General features: G+C 65.2%; 16 protein-coding genes and 1 pseudogene. 5 read left to right on the top strand and 12 right to left on the bottom strand.

What is annotated here, in order from left to right; genetic code table 11:
- Positions 1 to 7: 7 nt before the first annotated feature.
- Complete coding sequence (locus tag ABD243_RS18980; RefSeq protein WP_344367911.1) at positions 8 to 649, bottom strand: NADPH-dependent F420 reductase; 642 nt, start codon at positions 647 to 649, stop codon at positions 8 to 10.
- A gap of 405 nt (positions 650 to 1054) precedes the next feature.
- Between ABD243_RS18980 and ABD243_RS18975 the strand changes: the two genes are divergently transcribed.
- From ABD243_RS18975 to ABD243_RS18965, 3 genes are all read left to right on the top strand, one after another.
- Positions 1055 to 2629 (top strand): APC family permease, encoded by a 1575-nt coding sequence (locus tag ABD243_RS18975; protein WP_344367909.1) that lies wholly within the window; start codon positions 1055 to 1057, stop codon positions 2627 to 2629.
- A gap of 183 nt (positions 2630 to 2812) precedes the next feature.
- Positions 2813 to 4051, top strand: coding sequence for a saccharopine dehydrogenase family protein (locus ABD243_RS18970; RefSeq protein ID WP_344367908.1), 1239 nt, complete (start codon positions 2813 to 2815; stop codon positions 4049 to 4051).
- Positions 4044 to 5978, top strand: a complete 1935-nt coding sequence (locus ABD243_RS18965; protein ID WP_344367906.1) for a primary-amine oxidase — start codon at positions 4044 to 4046, stop codon at positions 5976 to 5978. The genes ABD243_RS18970 and ABD243_RS18965 overlap by 8 nt, the downstream gene beginning before the upstream one ends.
- 339 nt (positions 5979 to 6317) lie before the next feature.
- On the opposite strand, the gene ABD243_RS18960 is transcribed toward ABD243_RS18965, so the two are convergent.
- Both ABD243_RS18960 and ABD243_RS18955 read right to left on the bottom strand, forming a co-directional pair.
- A complete protein-coding gene (locus ABD243_RS18960; RefSeq protein ID WP_344368092.1) occupies positions 6318 to 6716 on the bottom strand; it encodes a TetR-like C-terminal domain-containing protein in 399 nt (132 codons plus the stop codon).
- A gap of 21 nt (positions 6717 to 6737) precedes the next feature.
- Positions 6738 to 6824: pseudogene (locus tag ABD243_RS18955) on the bottom strand (TetR family transcriptional regulator); the annotation flags it as partial.
- Between the two features lie 110 nt (positions 6825 to 6934).
- On the opposite strand from ABD243_RS18955, the gene ABD243_RS18950 reads away from it, so the two are divergent.
- Positions 6935 to 8209 carry an MFS transporter gene (locus ABD243_RS18950; protein WP_344368091.1) on the top strand — a complete coding sequence of 425 codons (1275 nt, stop codon included), beginning with the start codon at positions 6935 to 6937 and terminating at the stop codon, positions 8207 to 8209.
- A gap of 379 nt (positions 8210 to 8588) precedes the next feature.
- Here the strand turns inward: ABD243_RS18950 and ABD243_RS18945 are convergent, their stop codons facing one another.
- The 7 genes from ABD243_RS18945 to ABD243_RS18915 all read right to left on the bottom strand — a co-directional run bounded on the left by ABD243_RS18945 (position 8589) and on the right by ABD243_RS18915 (position 16603).
- Positions 8589 to 8774 (bottom strand): DUF7800 domain-containing protein, encoded by a 186-nt coding sequence (locus ABD243_RS18945; RefSeq protein ID WP_344367904.1) that lies wholly within the window; start codon positions 8772 to 8774, stop codon positions 8589 to 8591.
- Positions 8775 to 8783: 9 nt separating this feature from the next.
- Positions 8784 to 9722, bottom strand: a complete 939-nt coding sequence (locus tag ABD243_RS18940) for an alpha/beta hydrolase (RefSeq protein WP_344367903.1) — start codon at positions 9720 to 9722, stop codon at positions 8784 to 8786.
- An 84-nt stretch (positions 9723 to 9806) separates the two neighbouring features.
- Positions 9807 to 11396 (bottom strand): long-chain-fatty-acid--CoA ligase, encoded by a 1590-nt coding sequence (locus ABD243_RS18935; protein WP_344367902.1) that lies wholly within the window; start codon positions 11394 to 11396, stop codon positions 9807 to 9809.
- On the bottom strand, positions 11393 to 12589 hold the full coding sequence (locus ABD243_RS18930; protein ID WP_344367901.1) for an acetyl-CoA C-acetyltransferase: 1197 nt from the start codon (positions 12587 to 12589) through the stop codon (positions 11393 to 11395). Before ABD243_RS18930 ends, ABD243_RS18935 begins: the two co-directional genes overlap by 4 nt.
- A gap of 75 nt (positions 12590 to 12664) precedes the next feature.
- The gene (locus tag ABD243_RS18925) at positions 12665 to 13921 is read right to left on the bottom strand and encodes an acyl-CoA dehydrogenase family protein (RefSeq protein WP_344367900.1); all 1257 of its coding nucleotides are present in this window, start codon (positions 13919 to 13921) and stop codon (positions 12665 to 12667) included.
- A gap of 128 nt (positions 13922 to 14049) precedes the next feature.
- Complete coding sequence (locus ABD243_RS18920; RefSeq protein WP_344367899.1) at positions 14050 to 14769, bottom strand: TetR/AcrR family transcriptional regulator; 720 nt, start codon at positions 14767 to 14769, stop codon at positions 14050 to 14052.
- A gap of 163 nt (positions 14770 to 14932) precedes the next feature.
- Positions 14933 to 16603 (bottom strand): MFS transporter, encoded by a 1671-nt coding sequence (locus ABD243_RS18915; protein ID WP_344367898.1) that lies wholly within the window; start codon positions 16601 to 16603, stop codon positions 14933 to 14935.
- Between the two features lie 267 nt (positions 16604 to 16870).
- Between ABD243_RS18915 and ABD243_RS18910 the strand changes: the two genes are divergently transcribed.
- Positions 16871 to 17458, top strand: a complete 588-nt coding sequence (locus ABD243_RS18910) for a TetR/AcrR family transcriptional regulator (protein ID WP_116765877.1) — start codon at positions 16871 to 16873, stop codon at positions 17456 to 17458.
- 27 nt (positions 17459 to 17485) lie between these two features.
- On the opposite strand, the gene ABD243_RS18905 is transcribed toward ABD243_RS18910, so the two are convergent.
- Both ABD243_RS18905 and ABD243_RS18900 read right to left on the bottom strand, forming a co-directional pair.
- A complete protein-coding gene (locus ABD243_RS18905) occupies positions 17486 to 19225 on the bottom strand; it encodes a CocE/NonD family hydrolase (RefSeq protein ID WP_344367896.1) in 1740 nt (579 codons plus the stop codon).
- Positions 19218 to 20174 carry an MBL fold metallo-hydrolase gene (locus tag ABD243_RS18900; protein ID WP_344367895.1) on the bottom strand — a complete coding sequence of 319 codons (957 nt, stop codon included), beginning with the start codon at positions 20172 to 20174 and terminating at the stop codon, positions 19218 to 19220. The genes ABD243_RS18905 and ABD243_RS18900 overlap by 8 nt, the downstream gene beginning before the upstream one ends.
- Positions 20175 to 20181 lie beyond the last annotated feature (7 nt).

Here is a 20181-nt window from a genome sequence, read left to right as displayed (position 1 = left end):
GTCCGGGTTACTTGGTGACTTGAAGTCCGGTGTCCCAGTTGAAGTCGGCGAACTCCGGGTTGGCCTGCATGGTCATGAGGACGAACTGGAAGCCTTCGAGTTCGCGGGAGCGCTTGAGCGGGCCGACGACCAGGGGGCGCATGCCGCCGGCGCTGATGAAGCTGCTGACCGCTGCGTTGGCGTCCGCGTTGTCGCCGGCGATGAAGACGTCCAGCGGCTGTCCGCCGGATTCGCCGGCGACGAGGGTGCCGGCGAAGGTGGTGTTGAATGCCTTTACGACGTGGGCGCCGGCGGGGGCAAGTTGTGCGACTTCTTCGGCGGCGGAGGTGCCGGGTTCAACGACCAGGGAATCGAAGGTCTGGAAGTTCACCGGGTTGGTGATGTCCACGATGGTCTTGCCGGTCAGGGCCTCGCCGTAGGTGCTGACCACGGACTTGGCGGCGTCGAACGGGACAGCCAGGACCACGATGCCGCCCTGCGGGGCCTCGGCGGTGGTCCCGAAGGTCACCCCGGTGCCAAGCTCGGCGGCCAGTTCCTTGGCCTTGGTGGCGTCCTGTCCGAGGATTTCGACGGTCAGGCCGCCAGCGAGGGCACGGGTTGCGATGCCACGGGCCATGTTGCCGTTGCCGATGATGGTGAGGTTCGTCATTGGAGTCTTCTTTCCGAATATGCGGGCCAGGAGGGTCTTCATCAGGTTCTGTTCTCTTGGAGGAGTGATCATTGAAGCTACAACTAAATCTACGCCGTGAAAGTTGAGGCGTCAAGTAATTTTGCGAGCGGAACGAGGTGCTTGCGTTTGATGGCCACGCGGCGGGCGGGTGTGGTCGGGTGAGTTCCCCTGGGTCGGTACACCAGCCGCAAGCTGCTGGCCGAAAACAGCGGGCGGGTTGGTACGCGCAGAATTCCCTGGGAGCGCTTAACTCACCCCCTTGCGCGATTTCTACGGAGGCTGGATTATTTGCATTGATAGGCATGTGTGTATCCCGCGGTTGATCTAAGTGGACATTAGGCTCCGGCGTTACCGGCACTGCCGGTTCCTTGGTAGGGAGACAAGATGGCAAGCACCGTTCATTCCGGAGCCAAGGAAGTCGACAGCAAGGGCCTGAAGGGCGGTGCCCTCGGCCTCCTATCGAGTGTCGTTGTGGGTGTCGCTTCGACGGCCCCGGCCTACAGCCTCGCGGCCAGTTTGGGATTCATCGTCGTGGGCGGCACCGTCTTCGCGGGAGTCAAGGCACCCGGAATAGTCCTTCTCGCCTTCATCCCGATGTACCTCATCGCGGTTGCTTACCAGGAGCTGAATAAGGCGGAGCCTGACTGCGGCACAACTTTTACGTGGGCGACGCGGGCGTTTGGCCCGGTCCCCGGTTGGATGGGTGGCTGGGGCATCATCATCGCCGACGTGGTCGTCATGTCCAATCTGGCCCAGATCGCAGGCGCGTATTCGTTCACCTTTGTGGGAGGATTCGGGTTCCCGGGCGTCGCGGACTTGGCCAGCAATGTCGTTGCGACGACCATCGCAGGTCTGGTGTGGATCGCCCTGATGACGTGGATCTGTTACCGGGGCATCGAGATCACTGCCATCGTGCAGTACGTGCTGCTCTCGTTCGAAGTCCTAATCCTGATTTTTTTCGCGGTGTTCGCACTGGTCAAGGTGTATTCGGGAACTGCCGAGCCGTACTCCCTCATCCCGTCGTGGGACTGGTTCAATCCGTTCACGCTCGACTTTGGCCAGACTGTTGCCCCGGCAATGCTGACTGCGATCTTCATCTACTGGGGCTGGGACAGTGCGGTCTCGGTGAATGAGGAGACGAAGGACCCAGCGAAGACCCCGGGGCGGGCGGCCATCATCAGCACGGTCCTCCTGCTGGCCACCTACGCGATCGTGACCGTCGCCGCCGTGGCCTTTGCCGGCGTCGGCGACTCGGGAATCGGACTGGCGAACCCCGCTAACTCGGCCGACGTCTTTTCGGCCATTGGACCCACGTTGTTCGGCGAGGGCCCCGTTGGATCGATCCTCATGACGCTCCTCGGATTCTCCATTCTGACGTCGGCGTCGGCATCGACGCAAACGACCATCCTTCCGACGGCACGCACAGCGCTCTCGATGGCGGTCCATAAGGCGATCCCGGAAAAGTTCATGCGAATCCACGAAAACTACCTCACGCCGACCTGGTCCACCATCGGCATGGGTATCGTTTCCGCGTTCTTCTTCATCGTCTTCACGTTCATCAGCCCGTCCCTTCTGCTCGCCTTGATCGGGTCGATCGGGCTGATGATCGCGTTCTATTACGGACTGACCGGCTTGGCGTGCACGTGGTTCTATCGCAAGACACTTACGTCGTCGTTCCGGAACTTCGTCATGCGCGGACTGTTCCCGGCGGTTGGCAGCCTCATTCTCGCGGCCGTCTTCGTCTATGGCCTGTCCAACTTCGCCCAGCCTGATTGGCTGAAAGACGCAGACGGCAACAACGTGACGATTTTCGGTATCGGGGCCGAGGCAGTCGTCGGCATTGGCGGCCTGCTGATCGGGGCCGTGCTCATGGGGATCTGGTGGATCCGGAAGCCGGGCTTTTTCCGCGGTTATACACTGCCCCGGCGCTCGGACAAGCCTGAGGCGCGCCGTCAATGAATCCCAGGCCGGCGTCGTGGCTCCCGCTGCCGGGGCGGGCTGTCCGCAGGACTGAGCGCATGACACCACTCGTGGCCACCGCATTCCCGCGCATCTCGGCGCCTTGGATTCGCACCTGGCGATCCCGTCTGCGGTAACGCCGAAGATTCGGAAGTCCGGAGCCCAACAACCGGAAGGACATCAATGAGGATTCTATGCATAGGCGCCGGCGGTGTGGGCGGAGCCGCGGCCGGCATCGTGGCGCGCCGGAGCTTTTTCGAAGTATTTGTTGTCGCGGACTACGATCTTGCGCGGGCGGAGTCCGCAGTAAAGTCCGTTCCTCCTGAACTACGGCAACGCTTTGAGGCGGTTGCCTTGGATGCGTCCAACAAAGGGGCCGTTGCTGATGCCATCCGCCGGCACCGCATCACGCACGTCCTCAATGCCGTTGATCCCCGCTTTGTGATGCCGATCTTTGAAGGCACCGCGGAGGCCGGTGCCACATACCTCGATATGGCTATGTCGCTGTCTGCTCCCCACCCCGAGATGCCATATCAGCTCCCCGGCGTGAAACTCGGTGATCTCCAATTTGAACGGTCTGGCGAATGGGAAGCCGCTGGCCGTCTCGCTTTGGTCGGCATGGGTGTCGAACCTGGACTATCGGATGTTTTCGCCGCCTACGCCCAAGAATTCCTGTTCTCCCGGATTGATGAATTGGCAGTCCGGGACGGGGCCAACCTGGTGGTTGAAGGCTATGACTTTGCCCCGTCATTCTCGATTTGGACTACGATTGAGGAGTGCCTTAATCCGCCGGTTGTCTACTCATCCGAGCATGGCTGGACTACCACGGAACCCTTTAGCGATCCCGAATTGTTCGACTTTCCTGAGGGCATTGGGCAAGTCGAATGCGTCAATGTGGAGCACGAAGAAGTCGTTCTCATGCCACGATGGATCGAAGCCAAAGCCGTGAATTTCAAATATGGCCTCGGAAACGAGTTTATCGACGTTCTCCGGGTTCTTCACAAACTGGGTCTCGACTCCACCGAACCGGTGAACGTTAAAGGTTCGTTGGTCAGCCCTAGGGACGTTGTCGCCGCGTGCCTGCCCGACCCGGCCACTCTTGGACCCAAAATCAAGGGCAAGACCTGTGCCGGAGTCCTCGTGCGAGGCAACGATAAGGAGGGCCGCCCACGCAGTACCTACCTTTACCACGTGGTTGACAATGCGTGGACGATGGAAAACTACGGCAGCCAATGCGTTGTTTGGCAAACGGCCATAAATCCGATCATTGCACTCGAGCTACTTGCGGGCGGGACCTGGACCGGGGCAGGCGTACTTGGACCCGAAGCTTTCCCCTCCAAACCATTCCTGGATTTGATGGCCGCCCCCGAGCCGGAAGGATACGGTTCGCCGTGGCGCATCCGGGAGGAAGATCGTGCCTGAACAACAACTGCCGAAGGAGATCGTCGTGACGACTGCAGCCCCGTTTCATCCACTGGATCCGCTCAGCGCGGAGGAGTTCCGTGCTGCGGCAGAGTTGCTCGCCAGCACACAGGGTGTGACATTCCCGGCCTGGCGGCTGGCAGCCATAGAGCTGATCGAACCGGACAAGACCGCCATCGACGCCTTCGAAGCCGATGCCGCCGGGGCCACTCCCGATCGGATCGTCGGCGTGAACTGCTTCGAACGGTCGTCAAACATGACCTATCAGGCGCGCCTCTCGCTAACTCGCGGGGACGTGATCTCCTTCACCCATATTCCCGGCGTACAGGCGAACATGACCGTCGACGAGTGGGAAGAAGCTGACGAGGCACTCCGCCGCCACCCGCGGGTGATCGCTGCGCTTGCCAAACGCGGCATCACCGATCTGTCGCTGGTCTTCATGGACGTATGGACCTACGGCCAAACAATGATCCCGGAAAAGTACCAAGGACGCCGGATTGGCTGGTCCGACACCTGGGTCCGGGCGCGTCCCGGAGCCAACCCGTACGCAGGACCTGTCAACGGCTTCCACTGCGTCATTGACTTGGCCTCGATGGAGCTTCTCGACATCGAGGACACTTTCGTGGTCGACCCGCCGGAGATCATGGGTGAATATGTCCCCGCGCTGATCCCGGAGCGGCTCCGCAACGCAAGCACCCGCGAACCGCTGAAACCGCTGGAAATCATGCAGCCCGAGGGCGCCTCTTTCAGTCTCGACGGCAACAGGATCAGGTGGCAGAACTGGTCCATGCGAATCGGCTTCAACTATCGCGAAGGCCTAACCATTCATCGTGTCAGCTACCGCGACTATGGCCGCGAGCGGCCGATCGCGAACCGCCTGTCCTTCGCCGAAATGGCGGTTCCCTACCGCGACCCCGGTGAGGACCATTACCGTCGGACGGCGTTCGACGTCGGCGAATGGGGTTTGGGGTTTATGACGACATCGCTGGAACTGGGCTGCGACTGCCTCGGGGAAATCCGGTATTTGGATGCGGTCATGCACAATTCGGCTGGGGAGCCCTACACCATCAAGAACGCGATTTGCATCCACGAAGAGGACGCGGCGGTGTTGTGGAAGCACATCGACCACGATGGCGGCATGGAGGTGCGCCGCATGCGTCGACTCGTGGTTTCTTTCCATGTCACCGTGGCCAACTACGAGTATCTGGTCTACTGGCGCTTCTATCAGGACGGGAACATCGAGTGCGAGGTGAGAGCCACTGGAATCATGGTGGTCTCCTATTTCAGCGAGGGCGAAGACCGTCCGTGCGGAACGCTCGTGGACAACCGGACCTACGCCCCGTTCCACCAGCACTTCCTGGTGGCCCGGCTCGACCTCGACATCGACGGTAGGGCCAATACTGTTTACCGCTCGGAAACCGAGATGATCCCCATGGGTCCGGATAATCCATACGGGCTCGCCCTGCATCAGAAAAAAACTCCCATCACGACCGAGGGACACGACGACTATTGCTGGGAGACCCAGCGCTCCTGGACGGTCACGAACGACAATTCGCTTAACGGCCTTGGGACTCCGGTGTCCTACAAGCTCGTGCCCGGCGCAGCGTTCCCCTCATTCTTCGACCCGGCATCCCCGGTCTTCCAGCGCGCGGAGGTCGTGGGGCACACGGTATGGGTGACACCGAACGATGCCAAGGAACGGTGGCCGGCCGGCGAGTTCGTGAACCAAGGAGGAGCCGGGCTGGGGATGCCCGAATGGGTGCGACAGGGCCGCTCGGTGGAAGACACGGACGTCGTCCTGTGGTACGTCTTCGGCATCCACCACATCACCCGACCCGAAGAATGGCCAGTAATGCCCGTCGACACTGTGGCGTTCTGGCTCAAGCCGGTGGGCTTCTTCGACCGGAACCCGTCGCTGGACGTTTAGGGCGCTATCCTGCGCCGGCAGCGTGTTGGGCGAGCAGTTCGCAGGTGCGCATGATGGCCGCGCGCCTGCGTTCCTCGTACGGTGTTCCGGTGTTCCGGTGATCACGAGGGCCACGTTGGGGCTCGAGACCCAGGCGTGGCATAGCGTGACGATTGTCAGCAGCAGGTCTTCCGCCGCCGCCTCGCTCAATGCCGGGAGGGCATCCCGGATCTCGGTCACCTTGTTCGCTGAGCGGAGGGCCGCTGGCCGCACTGGGGATGAGCGTGTTGGCCGGCGTGGCCTCCGTTTCTGCGCGCTTTTACGCTCACGTGCCAAACGCGCGACGCGCGGGCGCTGAGGCTACTCGGGGTAACTTCCCGGTTGGGCCGCGAAAGCGGGAAGCAGAGTGGTGACGAGCCGCTTTCCGAAACCCTTGTCCATGGGGGAGCCGCTGAGGAAGAACCGGTAGTAGATGCCGAGCAGTAGGTCGGTGACTATTTCGGGGTCGAGATCGGCCCTGAGTTCTCCTCGGGCGATCCTGCGTTCCACAAGGGCGCTCACGTCCGTCAGCCGGTGTCTGACCACACGTTCCCGGTAGACCTGAGCGAGCTCGGGATCGGCGGCGACTTCCGAAACCAGGCCTTTCATGATCCGCCCCATCACGGAGGTGCACATGAGCATGACGGTCCGGTCGACCAGCTGCGTCAGTTCGGTGCCCGTATCCTCGACATACGACTGGGTGCTCACGTCACCCACCATGTCCAGCAGGACCGCCAGGGCAAGATCGGTCTTGGACCGGTAACGGCGGTAGATCGTTGTCTTCGCTACTCCCGTCCGGGCCGCCACGCCTTCGACCGTCAGGTTGCCGAATCCGACCTCCCGGTATCCCTGGCGTGACGGGCCATCTGGCGCGCACCGGCGTGGGGGACGAGAATGGCCTCGTGCTTCCCGTTCGCCCTGGCGCGGGCGGCGACGGGATGACCGCCGCCGCCCGAAAGATCCAGCGCATCTTTCTCACGTTGACGCTGGGTAATACCCTTGCGGCCTCGTTCATTTGGGGGATCAACACCCTCTTCCTGTTGGATGCCGGGCTCAGCAATTTCGAGGCGTTTGCCGCGAACGCCTTCTTCACCGCCGGCATGGTGCTGTTCGAGGTGCCCACCGGGGTGGTTGCCGACGGTTGGGGGCGCCGCGTGTCGTTTCTGCTGGGCACCGTGACCCTGGCCGGATCCACGTACCTTTACTACCTGCTATGGCAGTTGTCCGCCCCGTTCTGGTCGTGGGCCGTGGTGTCGGTCCTGCTCGGCCTGGGCTTCACCTTCTTCTCCGGTGCGGTCGAAGCCTGGCTCGTCGACGCCTTGCGATTCTCCGGGTATGAAGGCGGGATGGAGTCGGTGCTCGGGCGGGGGCAGATGGTCTCCGGCGTCGCGATGCTCGTCGGCTCGGTGGCCGGCGGCGTGATCGCACAGGCCACCAATCTGGGAGTACCGTTTCTGCTGCGCGTCGGCGTACTGTTGGCCATGTTCGTCGTCGCCTTTGGGCTCATGCGCGACGTCGGATTCACCCCCGAACGCTCCACCCATCCGGTTAAGGCGACCCGTGCCGTACTGTCGGCCTCGATCGAGAACGGCCTGAAAAATCCGCCCGTACGCTACGTGATGCTGGCCGCACCCTTCAGCGCCGGCGTCGGAATCTACGTGTTTTACGCCCTGCAGCCGTACCTGCTTGAGCTGTTCGGGGACCCTCACGCGTATTCGGTGGCGGGCCTTGCGGCAGCAATCGTGGCCGGAGCACAGGTGCTCGGCGGCTGGTTGGCGCCCCGCGTCCGCCGTCTCGTGGGAAAGCGCACAACGGTGTTGATTCTGAGCAGCATCCTGGACGCAATGATCCTGGCCGCGCTCGGGTTCACCCGCGTATTCTGGGTGGCTTTGGTGCTCTTGGCGATTTGGGCCCTGATTTCCTCGGCGGGCATCCCGGTGCGGCAGGCGTACCTTAACGACATGATCGCCTCAAGGCAACGGGCAACAGTGCTCAGCTTCGACTCGCTCATGGGCTCCAGCGGTGGCGTGGTGGTGCAGCCGCTGCTCGGCCGTGCGGCTGATGTGTACGGCTACCCGGCCTCGCTCGCGATCGGCGGCGCGATCGAGTTGATCGCGGTGCCCTTCCTGCTGGCGAGCCGCCGGCAGCGCCACCACGCCGATGCGGCCAACGCCCCGACCGGCACGTCGAACGCCGGACCGCAGCCGGCGTAGATGCTCATCGTCTCCACAGGGGGTTCACGCTGCATGCCGCTGTCCGCGCCGCTCGGCCGGCCCGGCAATCCTAGGTGCCACCAGGATGTGGCCTCCATTTTCGTCTTCCAGCTCAGCGAGGTATTCCAGTCGTCGCGGATGTCGTGGTCATCGAACATCATGGCGCTGAGAAAGGGTGGACAAGAGCCACCGAGTCGCGGGGTCCGACCAGGCCAGAAACTACAGGTGAGCGTATTCCTCGTAGTCCCTGATCTCCTCGCCCGGGGTGCTTTGATGTCGCGTCGGCCGCGGATGAACTCCTGCATCTGGTCGCGATCCTCGAGGGCGGGAACCCGGATGAGGGATCGGGCCGGACCCGCGTTCCGTTGACGTCCAGGGCTTAGGACGTGACCGTTCCGGGCTCGAGTCCGTCCACCTCCGCCAAGGCGTAGTGGTGGCCGTGCACTGCGAACGTCTTGGCAAACCACTCCCTGCCGCCCGCGCAGAGGGAGATGCGGGCAGCAGTTCGGGTCTTGGCCCGGGTGCGGCCATGGCCCGGCGGAAACACCAGACCCTGCGTCGTCAACGCGGCGGGTTAGTCACCTGGCGGGTACCGGCCTGCCGTGCCGGTCCGGCCGGCGTCCAGCGCCTCCTTGACCGCGGCGGCCACCCGGGCCGCGCCTGAGCTTCCCATAACGATTGTGTAGTGGTTGACCCCGGGTACCACTTCGGTCCGCAGTGACCGGTGGCTGCCGGCCCAGGCGTCAACGGATTCGTGGGTGTAAAGGCCGGGGGATTCGTCGAGGAGCCCGCGAGGCGCCCACAGTAGCACGGCGGGGTGGTTCAGATCCTGAAGGGCATGCCGGACTGAGTCGCCGGCCAGGAGATCCCTCGAGTCCTCGGTCATTGCATCGACGGTGGTCGCGGGACGAAAGTACGGAGCCTCGCCGAGCAAGTCGTACCGCGCGTAGGCTTCGACGGCGTCGTTCCAGTCGTCGGCAAAGGCTGGGTGACGGCGCCAGAATTCCAGGTACGTTTCGTGGTCCGGGAAGCTCATCGACAGACGGGCCGCCGCAGGTCCGAGAATCTCATCAATCGCCTGGTCCACACTGACTCCGGGCGGCAGCGGAAGCGGAAGTCCGCCGTCCACCAGCACGAGCGAGCTCACCCATTGCGGATAGGCGTGGGCAAAGACTTGCGCGGCGAAGGCGCCCATGGAGTGCCCGAGGACCACAATGGGGCCGGCGGAGACGGCATCTAGGAGAGCCGCCAGATCCTGGGCGTGGGCCGCCATGCCGAACGGTCCGGGCAGCGCGTTGCTGCGCCCTCGGCCCCGCAGGTCCGGCGCGATGATCCGGACGCCGGGGAGGGCATCCGCCAGGACCGTCCACTGCATGTGCGAGGATGTCACTCCGTGCACGGCGAGGATGGTCGGCGCCGCGGGATTCTCTTCTCCCCAGACGGCGGCGTGGAGAAGGCCGCCGCGCACGGGAACGTCGATGGTGCTGTAGTCCTTGCGGCTGGTCTCAGCCATGAGTCGGTTCCTTATCTGAGGAGCGGAATGCCGGTGGAGTCGGCGGATCTCATAGACATGGCCGCCGCCGACGGGGGATGACCTTTAGGGCCCGACGGACTCGGCCGCCAGGTTGCGCTTGAGGATCTTTCCGCTGGGCCCGAGGGGGAGCTCCTCGAGCAGCCTGACGACGCGGGGATACTTGTACGCGGCGAGTTGGGCGCTCGCGAATTCCATCAGGTCTGCCTCGGTGGCCGTGGCTCCGGCGTCGAGCACGATCGCGGCGGCAATTTCCTGGCCGTGGACGTCGTGCGGAATGCCGTAGACGGCGGCGCTGACGACTTCCGGGTGGGTGAGGAGGATTTCCTCCACCTCGCGGGGGTACACGTTGTAGCCGTTGCGGATAATCATGTCCTTCTTGCGGTCAACGATTCTCAGGTAGCCGTCGTCGTCCTTCGTGCCAAGGTCCCCGGTGCGGAACCAGCCGTCGACGATCGCCTCGGCGGTGGCCTCCGGCCGGTTGAGGTAGCCCTTCATCAGGAGGTGTCCGCGGATGACGAGCTCGCCAAGTTCGCCGCAGGGCAGCAGTTCGATGCTTTCGACCGTTTCGGCGCGGGCAATTTCGATGTCGACGCCCCAAATCGGGACGCCGATGGTGCCGGGCCGGGGCGCTGTGCCGACGTGGTTGAATGCGGCGACGGGAGACGTCTCGGTCAGTCCGTAGCCTTCGTGGATCTCCACGCCGAAGACGTCGCGGAACTTGTCCATGACTGCCAGCGGGAGGGATGCACCGCCGGAGATGCCGTAGCGCAGGGCGGCCGGACGGACGTCGACCGTCTTGGCCGCTTCAAGGAGCGCCACATACATGGTCGGCACACCGACGAAAATGTTCACCTTGTGCCGTGCCATCAGGTTCAGGGCGCCATCGCCGCTGAAGCGGGGCATCATGACCACAGTGGCGCCCGCGCGCAGTCCCGTGTTGAGAACGACGGTCTGGCCGAACGTGTGGAACAGCGGCAGTCCGCCGAAGAGGACGTCGCCGGGCTTGAAGTCCATGACACTGGTCAGCAGGACACTGGTCTGTTCCACCAGGGCGAAATGCGTGCCGAGGGCGCCCTTTGGCTTGCCGGTGGTGCCGGAGGTGTAGAGGATCGTGGCGGTGTCGGAGGGCCGGCACGGGACGTAGCTGTCGATTGGCCGGGACGCGGCGGCCTCGTCCTCGAGCCGCGGCAGGCCGTCGTCGTCGGGCGCCATCACGGTCAGGAGGTCGGTTCCGGTGGTGGCGGCGCCCGCAGCGCCTTCCTTCAGCAGGGATGCGGCGCAGATCAACATCCTGGCGCCGCTGTCCTGGAGCACGTATTCGATTTCGCGTGCTTTGAGCAGCGCGTGCACCGGAACGACGACGGCGCCGAGGGCCAGGATTGCGTAATACACCCGGGCGAAGTCCGGGACGTTGGGGATCAAGACGGCGACGGCGTCTCCGGGGCCGATGCCCCGGGCGCGCAGCGCCCCGGCGTAGGCGCGGGTCTCACGCCAGAGGCTGGCGTAGCTGGTCTCGTCCTCGCCGACGATCAGGGCGATGCTGTCCGGCGTCCTGCGTGCGGATTCGGCCAGGATGGCTGCGACGGAGATGGTTCCAAAGCCGTCGTCGTGGTTGGTGGTTTTCATGGCCTGCTTCTTCGTTGTGATGGTCATGCCTTGAGGATCAGGGCGTCGCCCTGGCCGCCGCCGCCGCAGAGGGCGACGACGCCGATGCCTCCGCCGCGGCGCTTCAGGGCCAGCGCCTGATGCAGGACCAGGCGCGCGCCCGAGGCCCCCACCGGGTGCCCGAGAGCGATGGCGCCTCCCTCGGCGTTGACAGCGTCCGGCTCGATGCCGAGGTCCTTGGCGGATTGGAGGAGCACGGACGCGAAGGCCTCGTTGATCTCGACCAGATCAAGTTCCTGTGCCGTCAGGCCCTCGCTCTTGAGGGCGCGTTCTATTGCGCGGGCGGGCTGGGAGTGCAGGGATCCGTCCGGTCCCGCTGTCTGGCCGTGGGCACCGATTTCGGCGATCCACTCGAGCCCTGCAGCTTCGGCTGCCGCCTTGCTCGCGATCACCAGGGCCGCGGCGCCGTCGGAGAGCGGCGACGAGGATCCTGCGGTGATGGTTGCCGTTGCGGCTTTCGAAAAGGCCGGACGGAGTTGCGCCAGGGATTCGGCGGTGGTCTCGGGGCGGATACCCTCATCGTGCCGGAGCGTCAGTGCTGGCCCTTTGCGCTGGGGGACGTCGATCGGGGCGATCTCGTCGGCGTATAGGCCGGCGGCGCGCGCCGCTTCGGCCCGCTGATGGGACCGGGCTGCGACAGCGTCCTGCTCGGCCCGGGTGATGCCGCGCTCGGCGTTTCCCGCGTCGGTGGCCTCGCCCATCAGCAAGCCGCTCACCGGATCCTGCAGCCCGTCGCGGTTTAGCGAGTCGAGCATAGGAGCGTCCCCGATGACGACGCCGGCCCGGAGACCGGGCACCAGGTGGGGTGCGTTCGTCATGGATTCCTGACCGGCAGCAACGATGAAGTCTGCCTCACCGGCGCGGATCATTCGAGCCGCGTCGATCACGGCTGTCAGCCCGGAGAGGCACAGCTTGTTCACCGTCACGGTGGGCACATCCCAGCCGATCCCTGCGGCCAGGCTGGCCTGGCGTGCGGGGCCTTGGCCTGCTCCGGCCTGGATCACCTGGCCGACGATGACGGCGTCGATCTGCTCGGGGGCGACGCCGGTGCGGTCCAGCGCGGCGCGGATGGCGTGGGCGCCCAGCTCGCTTGAGGAGAAAGCCGTGAGGCCGCCGCGGAAGCGGCCGAAGGGGGTCCGGGCGCCGCCGAGGATGACAGGGATGTGGGCGTTTTGGTTCAAGAAGAGTCCTTTCGGGGTGGCAGGCACAGTGTGGGCCAGGCAAGTGGCTAAGGCAGGCGGCTCAAGGCCGGTGGGTCAGGCGAAGGCGGAGATGCCGGTGATCCCGCGCGCGATGATGAGGGCCTGCATCGTTTCGGTGCCTTCGTAGGTGTGGATGGCCTCGATGTCGGCGAGGTGCCGGGCGACGCGGTTTGCCAGCAGGATGCCGTTGCCGCCGAGGAGATCCCGGGCATTGGAGGCTATGGACCGGGCGGTGCGCGTGCACGTGTATTTGGCAAGTGATGCCTGTTCGGGGGTGAGTGCCCCTTCTTCGTCGAGGCGGCTCATCTGAACCACCATCAGCTGCATCGTGGCCAGTTCGCTGAGCATCCGGGCCAGCCGTTCCTGCACGATCTGCGAGGCGGCCAGTGGCCGGCCGAACTGCTGACGCTGCTTGGCATATTGGACCGCGGTTTCGTAGCATGCGGTGGCATGCCCGACGGCGGACCACGCGACGCCCAGCCGTGTGGCCAGCAGGACCCGTGCCGTGTCTTTGAAGGACCGTGCCCCCGGCAGCACGTTCTCGTGGGGGACAAAGACGTTTTCCAGCCGGATGTGGGCCTGCCAGATGGCCCGCAAGGCGAGCTTGCCTTCGATTGTTGTGGCGGTGTATCCGGGGGAGTCCTGCGGGACCAGATAGCCGTGAACCTGGCCGTCGTCGCCGCGGGCCCAAACGACGCTCACTCCGCCGACGGAGCCGTTGCCGATCCATTTCTTCTCGCCGTTGAGAAGGAACCCGCCCGCCGTCCTGGTGGCCGTGGATTCCAGGCCCACGGCGTCCGAGCCGTGGGTGGGTTCCGTCAGCGCGAACGCGGCGAATTCCCTGCCGCCGGCGATCCCCGGAAGCCATCGCTTCTTCTGCTCGGCCGACCCGCACTCCGCGATGGACCGCAGGGCAAGACCGCCCTGCACCGCGATCATGGTTGCCACGGAGCCGTCGCCGCGGCTGATTTCCATGGTCACCAGCCCGGCCGCCATCCGGCTCATCGGCGCGAAACCGTCCACCTGAACTCCGTCGCGCAGCAGGTCCAGTTCGCCGAGGCGGCTGACCAGGTGCATCGGGTAATCGGCACGCTCCCAGTAGCCGTCAATGGCGGGAAGGACCTCGTCCTGGACGAAGTGACGGGCGCGTTCCCAGTAGCCGCGATCGGCGCCGCTGATATCGGCAAATACGGCCGCTGGGTCGGTGCCCAGTGCTTGGGTCAGGACATAGTCCGGTTCTATGGTGCCGACGGGAAATTGGCCCGCCGGCTCTGCGGCGGTGAACCCGGTAGCGGGTGACGTCGTCGTCATCTGTTCGTCCTCTGTCTCGCGTCGGGGCCTGGGCGCCCACGTGCCGTGGCTCACACCACGTCGACTAAGGATGCATTGAAACGCAGTTCCACGTCAAGGAACTCAGTTTCAGACGATGCGTGTCAACGTCAGGACAGGGCGTCGCGGACCGCCTGCACGATCGCGTCGTTGTCTGCGCCCGCCGTCAGCACGGTGACTACAACGGCGGGGGACGCCTGGGATGCCGGAACCGGCGCTGGCGGGCCGTACAACGCCGGCCGGAAGATCCCGGAGAGAGCCCGGAGTTCGTTCGCAAGCGCAGTTGATCTCTCCCCGTCTGCCGCTGCGGTTTCCGGGGCAGTTGCTGTTGTGCGGAGCCATCGCCGGAGGAAGGCGTTGTGCACGGCGACCGCGGCTGCGGCGAAGGCAACAGCTTTGTATTCACGGTGCTCGCCGTCGGGGATCTTATCCAGCAGGTGCAGCAGGAACGCCCTCTCGTACCGGTGGGAGGTGACCAGCTCCCGGTCCCGTAGGGCCGGCACGGTCTGCATCAGCTCATACCGGGCTCGTGACGTTTCCGGGTTCCGTACGTGGTGGTTGAAGACCAGCAGCGCCGCGTCCTCGATTGCTGCGAGCGGTTCCTGCATCGATTCCGCCAGTCGTTCGGTCACCTGCCCCAGGATCCGCTCGTGGTCCGCAAAAACAACGTCCTCCTTTGATCCGAACTTCCGGAAGAAGGTGCTGCGGCTCATGCCCGCGGCGTCCGCAAGTTCGTCAACGGACGTTGCGTCATAGCCTTTCGACGCCAACAGCCCGATGGCGGCGGCTGTAGGTCCGTCGGTATCGTGGCTTGGCGGGTGCGAGATCATGCGCCGAAATTTAGCACAACTACGGGGCCCGTCCCGACGGGCGACGTCAGCGCGGCCACCCGACCGGTCGGCCGGTGAGGGTTCGGCCCGCGCCGCGGGCCCGCCTGTCATCGAGGGCTTCGATGGCAGGCGGGCCCGGGGGGACTGCAAAGGCTCAAACGGTTCAGGGCTGGGTGGATTCCACCAGGGGGTCCACGAAGGCCTCGGCGGCGGGGTGGGTGTCGCGGACGCCGTGCAGGCCGATGAGGGTGAGCAGGGCCGCGGCGGCCGCCGCGATGGCGCAGACGATGAAGGCATCGGAGAAGCCGTTGCCCAGGGACTGCAGGGCGAGCTCGTGGGCTGCGGAGCCGGGTGCTCCCGGCGGCAGGCTGTTGAGCGCGATCGGGCCCCCGGCCTGGAAGATCGCGTTGGCCGGACCGGCCTGGTCGGCGGGGAGCGTGGAGGTCTGCAGCGAGGCGCCCAGGCTGGCGCCGGCGGTGCTCAGGGCCACGGCGCCGGCCAGCACCGGGCCGAGGGCGAAGCCGAGGTCGCGGAGCAGGTTGGTGGTGGCGCTGGCCATGCCGGCCAGGTGCAGGGGGACAGTGTTCAGGGCGATCGCGGTCATCGGGCTTAGGGTCAGGGCGAAGCCGACGCCGAGCAGCAGGGCCGGGGCGATGAACGGGGTCATGGACATGTTCGTGACGTCCAGGCCGGAGGCCATCAGCGCGCCGGCGGCCATCAGGAGGAAGCCCGCGGTGAGCATCCAGCGGCCCGCGACGCGGGTGAGCAGGCGGGAGATCAGCGGAACCAGCACGAACGTCGGGCCCTGCAGCAGGATGAACAGCAGGCCGATGTTCATGGGGTTCTGGTGCTGGACCGGGCCGAGCCACATACTCAGCGAGAAGAGGCTTCCGAGGAACGCGAACATCCCGACGACGGCGACGATCGAGGAAATGGTGAAGCCGCGGTTGCGGAACAGCCGCAGATCCAGCAGCGGCGATTCGACGCGCGTCTCAATGAGGACGAACGCGAGCAGCAGAGCGATGCCGGCGACGAACGAGAAGATGACGTGAGGGGCGCCCCAGCCGTCTTCGGGGCCCTTGACGAGGCCGAAGAGGACAAGGATCAGGCCGAGGGCAAAGGTGATCTGGCCCCACCAGTCCGGCTTGCGGCCCTGGGCCGCCTTGTGCTCTGCCGCGACCAGCAGCGCCAGGATCACGGTCAGTACGCTAAGGACGGCAACCGTGCCGTAGGCGCCCCGCCAGGAGCCGAAGCTGGCCAAGGTGCCGCCGAGCAGCGGTGACAGCGCCGCACCGACGGACAGGAACCCCGCCCACATGGCAATTCCCCTGGCTCGCGCCCGCGCATCGTGAGTGACGGCGGCAACGAGGGCGAGGGAGGCGGGGAAGATGGCTCCCGCGCCGAGGCCGTTCAGGGCCGAACCGATCCACATCGCCTCAACGGTCGGAGCCAGGGTGCAGACCAGTGAGCCGATCGCCATGAGCAGGGAGCCGCCCATGACAAGCTTCTTGTGGCCGAGCTTGTCGCCCAACAGGCCAAAGGTCAGCTCGAATACGACGACGGGAATCATGAACGCTGCCGCGATCAGGGTCAACTGGGACCCAGCGGCGTTGAAGGTCGTCTGGAACTCGCCGTTGAGCGAGCCGGGAAGCGCGTTGGCGATTTGCGCGACCATCACGGCGACGGCGGCCGTTGCCAGCGTGCCTTTTACCCGCAGCCGCGGAAGCGCCAACTGGGCGGCATCGGTGGCAGCTTCGGCAGGGGACTGCGCCGCAGGCGGTGCCTGCTGCGGCGGGTAGGTCTGGGGTGGAACGGTTCTGGGATCAGTGCTCATGGAAAACTCCTTTGTCTGATACGAGCAATCGGGTGGAGCGGGGTGAAGAACGAGGCGTCCGACGGCGGTCAGTGGTCGGGGAGACGGCGCGGGGTCACGATGGCGGGGGTGGTGCCGCCGGAATCAAGGCCCCCTGAAGCGAGGCACGTTGTCCTCTTTTCGCGTCGTCGCGATGGCACCCGGATGTGATGTCGGTAACAACATAGGCATTGACTATACAAAGTATCAAGTAAAATTACATGGTGATTCTTGCATTACTCTGGGGGAGTGGCAAGCATTCGAGAAGCTCAGAAGCAGATGACCCGCCGGCTCTTGCTCGAGAAGGGGCTGGAGCTTTTTGAGGAGAAGGGGTATGCCGCCACCACGGTGGATGACATCGCCGCTGCCGTAGGCACCACCAGGGCCACTTTTTACTCGCATTTTCCGTCCAAGGGCCAGCTCATGCGGTCGCTGGTCGAGCGCTCCAATCAGATGCTGACCGAGGCGGATGTCCCGCCACTGCATTCAGTGGTGGAATCCGGGGACCGTGAGCTGATCCGGACCTGGCTTGCGCGGAAATTCGATCAGTGGGCCGAGATCCGCCCTTACGTGGTGGCGGCGCATCAGGCGGCGGCCAGCGAACCGGATATCCAGACGGCCCTTGATCAGTGGTTCGACTCGGCGATCGATGACATGCAGGCGGGTCTTGACCGGGCCGGGCGGTTTGACCCGATCAGCCGCCGGGTGCGGTGTGCGCTGGCCTTCGGGGAACTGGAGTTCTTTTCCCGGCGCTGGATGCGGCTCGGCTGGACGGTGGACCGCGATACTTCGCTGGAGCTGATGGTCCAGAACTGGTGCTTCCTGCTGGCTGAGTGAGCAGGAAGCACCAGATCACCGGTAGGGTCAGCTCGCCCGGTCCTCCGCCGCCTTGCCCGTGGTGAACGGCAGCACCAGCCTGGATTGGTGGGCGGCGTCCCGGTAGATCTTATGGGTCACGGGCCGGCCCACCGGCAGGTGGAAGGCATCCGGCGGCAGCAGCGAATTGTGCTCGTCGGCCAGGGGTTCGCCGTTCGAGAGCTCCACCGTCAGCTTGTGACCGGGTTTGAACGTGTTCGCGAACGGGTAGAGGCGCAGCACATACTCCTCGACCGTTCCCGGTTCCACGGGAACGGAGCGGGTGTGCGGGTGGTACGGGTTGCCCTCGGTGGTCCGCCCGTCGAGCTCGCGGTGCGAGGCCTTGAGGAAGCCGCTGGTGATCAGCTGGCGTTTGCCGTTGGGGGCGTAGTCCCACAGGCGCAGGATGAAGTTGGTGTCCGGCTGGTCGATCTCCGCGAAGATGTGCGCGGCACCGGTGCCGATCAGCTCCGTGTCCGCCTCGAACGGCTCCGTGCTCCAGCTCAGGATCTCCACCTTGTCCGTCACCGTCAGCGGCGCCTGGTAGAAACCGTCCGGGGCCGCGTACTCCGTACCCATCGACTCCGGCTCCCTGGACAGCTTGTGGCGCGCGCGCAAATACAGGGACGTGTACTCGATGTCCTTCGGCGGCCACTGGTCCGCGGTCACCACCTCGCGGGAGCCCTCCACGAAGACACTCACGGCGGGCTCGTCCATGACGCCGTTGTCGATGCCCTTGATCCAGTAGTCGTACCAGCGGAACATCTTGTCGTGTTCCTCGATGAACGGGCGCGACTGCATCGGCGGGTAGGGACCGATCTCGAGCTTCTTCGGGCCCTTCAGCTCGTTGAAAAGCTCGATGGTGCCGTCCAGGGTCCAGCCGCGGCCCTGGTCCAGCTGCAGCCACACCGGGATGTCGATGTTCGGGGCCAGCGTGATCGGGTTGCGCTCCTCATACCAGTCCCCGTCCAGCTCGTTCATGACGATGTCGAACCAGGCTTCGTGGTTCTTCGGGTAGTTCAGGACGTGGACCAGGTTCGGCCAGGCGGCGACGTCCGGGTCCTGCAGGCGCTTCTGGACAAGCTTCTTCAGCTCCTCGGGGGAGTACTTCTCGATCATGCGGGACTTGACGTTGTCGGTGAACGCCCAGCCGGAATCGCCGCCGCGGCCCTCGCGGGCAGCACGGGGCATGAACCACATGATGCCACCGTGGTAGGTGGTCTCGTAGAAGTCGTAGTGGCCGCCGGAGACGAAGATCGCCTTGAGGTGCGGCGGGCGCTCGGCGGCGGCGAGCACCTGCATGGAGCCGAAGTAGGAGATGCCCACCATGCCGACGTTGCCGTCGCACCACGGCTGCTCCGCGACCCACTCGATGAAGTCGTACGCGTCCTGGCCGAGCGAGACGCCGCCGGCGTTGTAGTTGCCGATGTGCTCACCGCCGGAGTGGCCGGAGCCGCGCAGGTCACCGATGACGTGGACGTAGTCCTCCTTGACGATGCGGGCAATGTCGCCGGCCTCGATGCAGCCGTCCCACATCGGGCTGGGGCGCCGCTGTGGGGGCGTGGTGAGTGCCAGCGCCTGCAGTTCCTTGCCGTACGGGCTCAGTGCCACCAGCGCCGGACGAGGCTTGTCGTCGGTGCCCTGGTATGCGTCCGCGGCGAGCTCGACGCCGTCGCGCATCGGGACCCGGAGGTCTTTGCGAACGGCAATCTTCCCCCCGCCGGCGTTCAGTAACTGGAAGTCATCCATGAGTGCTTGTCTCCTCATCTTCGGTCAAATGGTCCGACGCCGTGCGGTAGCCGTGGAGCGTCGTGAAGAACGGGGACGGCTCCAGGGTGGGGTCCCCGGCGTAACCAAGGTCCTCGGCTACGCGGGCGAAGGGTGAGTACGGCGAGTCCGTATCCTGCAGTCCGGCAGCCAGGCAGCCGCAGGCCGCATTATTGACGCGGGCCTCGATCTCCAGGCTCCCTTGAAGCGCCTCCCGGGCCTGCCCGGCGTCGAGCTCCACGCCGAAGGGTGTGCCATCCGCGCGGCGATACGGGTGCCCGAGGTAGAGGTGGCGCGGACGGATCTCATCGCTGAGGTACTGCAGGCTTGAGCGGTAGCCGGCCGGGTCCACGAATCCGGGGAATCCGTTGGCCGCACCGTGGACCTGTACGGCGTCGCCGACGAACACGTCGTTTTGTCCGTCGATGACATAGGCCACCGACCCGGGAGTGTGGCCTGGAATCGAGTGGACCGAGACGGTGACGTCACCGCCAAGGGAGATGGTCTCACCGCCGCGCACCACCATCGTCGGCTCCATCTCGCCGGAGATGACCGCGTTCGTGGCCTCGGTCAGTTTCGCCTCGCCGTCGGGGTCGTTCAGATACTGCGCCCGTCCGGAAAGGTATTCGTCCACGTGGGCCCGGCGCGAGCGCAACAACGGTGCATCGGCCTCGTGGATCACCACCTGCGCGCGCCGGCCGGTGAGCTCCCACAGAGCGTACGCGCCGCCGATGTGGTCGATGTGTCCGTGGGTCAGCAGAATCCAGCGGACGTCCTCGATCCGGCGGCCGATTGCCGCCAAGGCCGGCACCATGCCCTCGGCGGGCGAGGACGCGATCCCTGTGTCGATGATGGCGGGCTCCGGGGCGTCGACGTAGAAGCTGTAGAGACCGAACCGGCCCCATGGGGAGACCATAGGATGGACAGCCACTGACTTC

This window comes from Arthrobacter humicola (genome assembly GCF_039531445.1).
In the GTDB taxonomy this organism is placed as follows: Bacteria; Actinomycetota; Actinomycetes; order Actinomycetales; family Micrococcaceae; genus Arthrobacter; species Arthrobacter humicola.
The sequence above is the reverse complement of the archived record's forward strand: the minus strand, read 5'-3'. Positions and strand labels throughout refer to the sequence as shown.

Coding starts and splice junctions, on each gene's coding strand:
- ABD243_RS18920 (WP_344367899.1), bottom strand. CDS start 14,769: ATGATCTCGCACCCGCCAAGCCACGATACCGACGGACCTACAGCCGCC.
- ABD243_RS18915 (WP_344367898.1), bottom strand. CDS start 16,603: ATGAGCACTGATCCCAGAACCGTTCCACCCCAGACCTACCCGCCGCAG.
- ABD243_RS18950 (WP_344368091.1), top strand. CDS start 6,935: ATGACCGCCGCCGCCCGAAAGATCCAGCGCATCTTTCTCACGTTGACG.
- ABD243_RS18940 (WP_344367903.1), bottom strand. CDS start 9,722: ATGGCTGAGACCAGCCGCAAGGACTACAGCACCATCGACGTTCCCGTG.
- ABD243_RS18975 (WP_344367909.1), top strand. CDS start 1,055: ATGGCAAGCACCGTTCATTCCGGAGCCAAGGAAGTCGACAGCAAGGGC.
- ABD243_RS18970 (WP_344367908.1), top strand. CDS start 2,813: ATGAGGATTCTATGCATAGGCGCCGGCGGTGTGGGCGGAGCCGCGGCC.
- ABD243_RS18960 (WP_344368092.1), bottom strand. CDS start 6,716: ATGGTGGGTGACGTGAGCACCCAGTCGTATGTCGAGGATACGGGCACC.
- ABD243_RS18925 (WP_344367900.1), bottom strand. CDS start 13,921: ATGACGACGACGTCACCCGCTACCGGGTTCACCGCCGCAGAGCCGGCG.
- ABD243_RS18980 (WP_344367911.1), bottom strand. CDS start 649: ATGACGAACCTCACCATCATCGGCAACGGCAACATGGCCCGTGGCATC.
- ABD243_RS18935 (WP_344367902.1), bottom strand. CDS start 11,396: ATGACCATCACAACGAAGAAGCAGGCCATGAAAACCACCAACCACGAC.
- ABD243_RS18905 (WP_344367896.1), bottom strand. CDS start 19,225: ATGGATGACTTCCAGTTACTGAACGCCGGCGGGGGGAAGATTGCCGTT.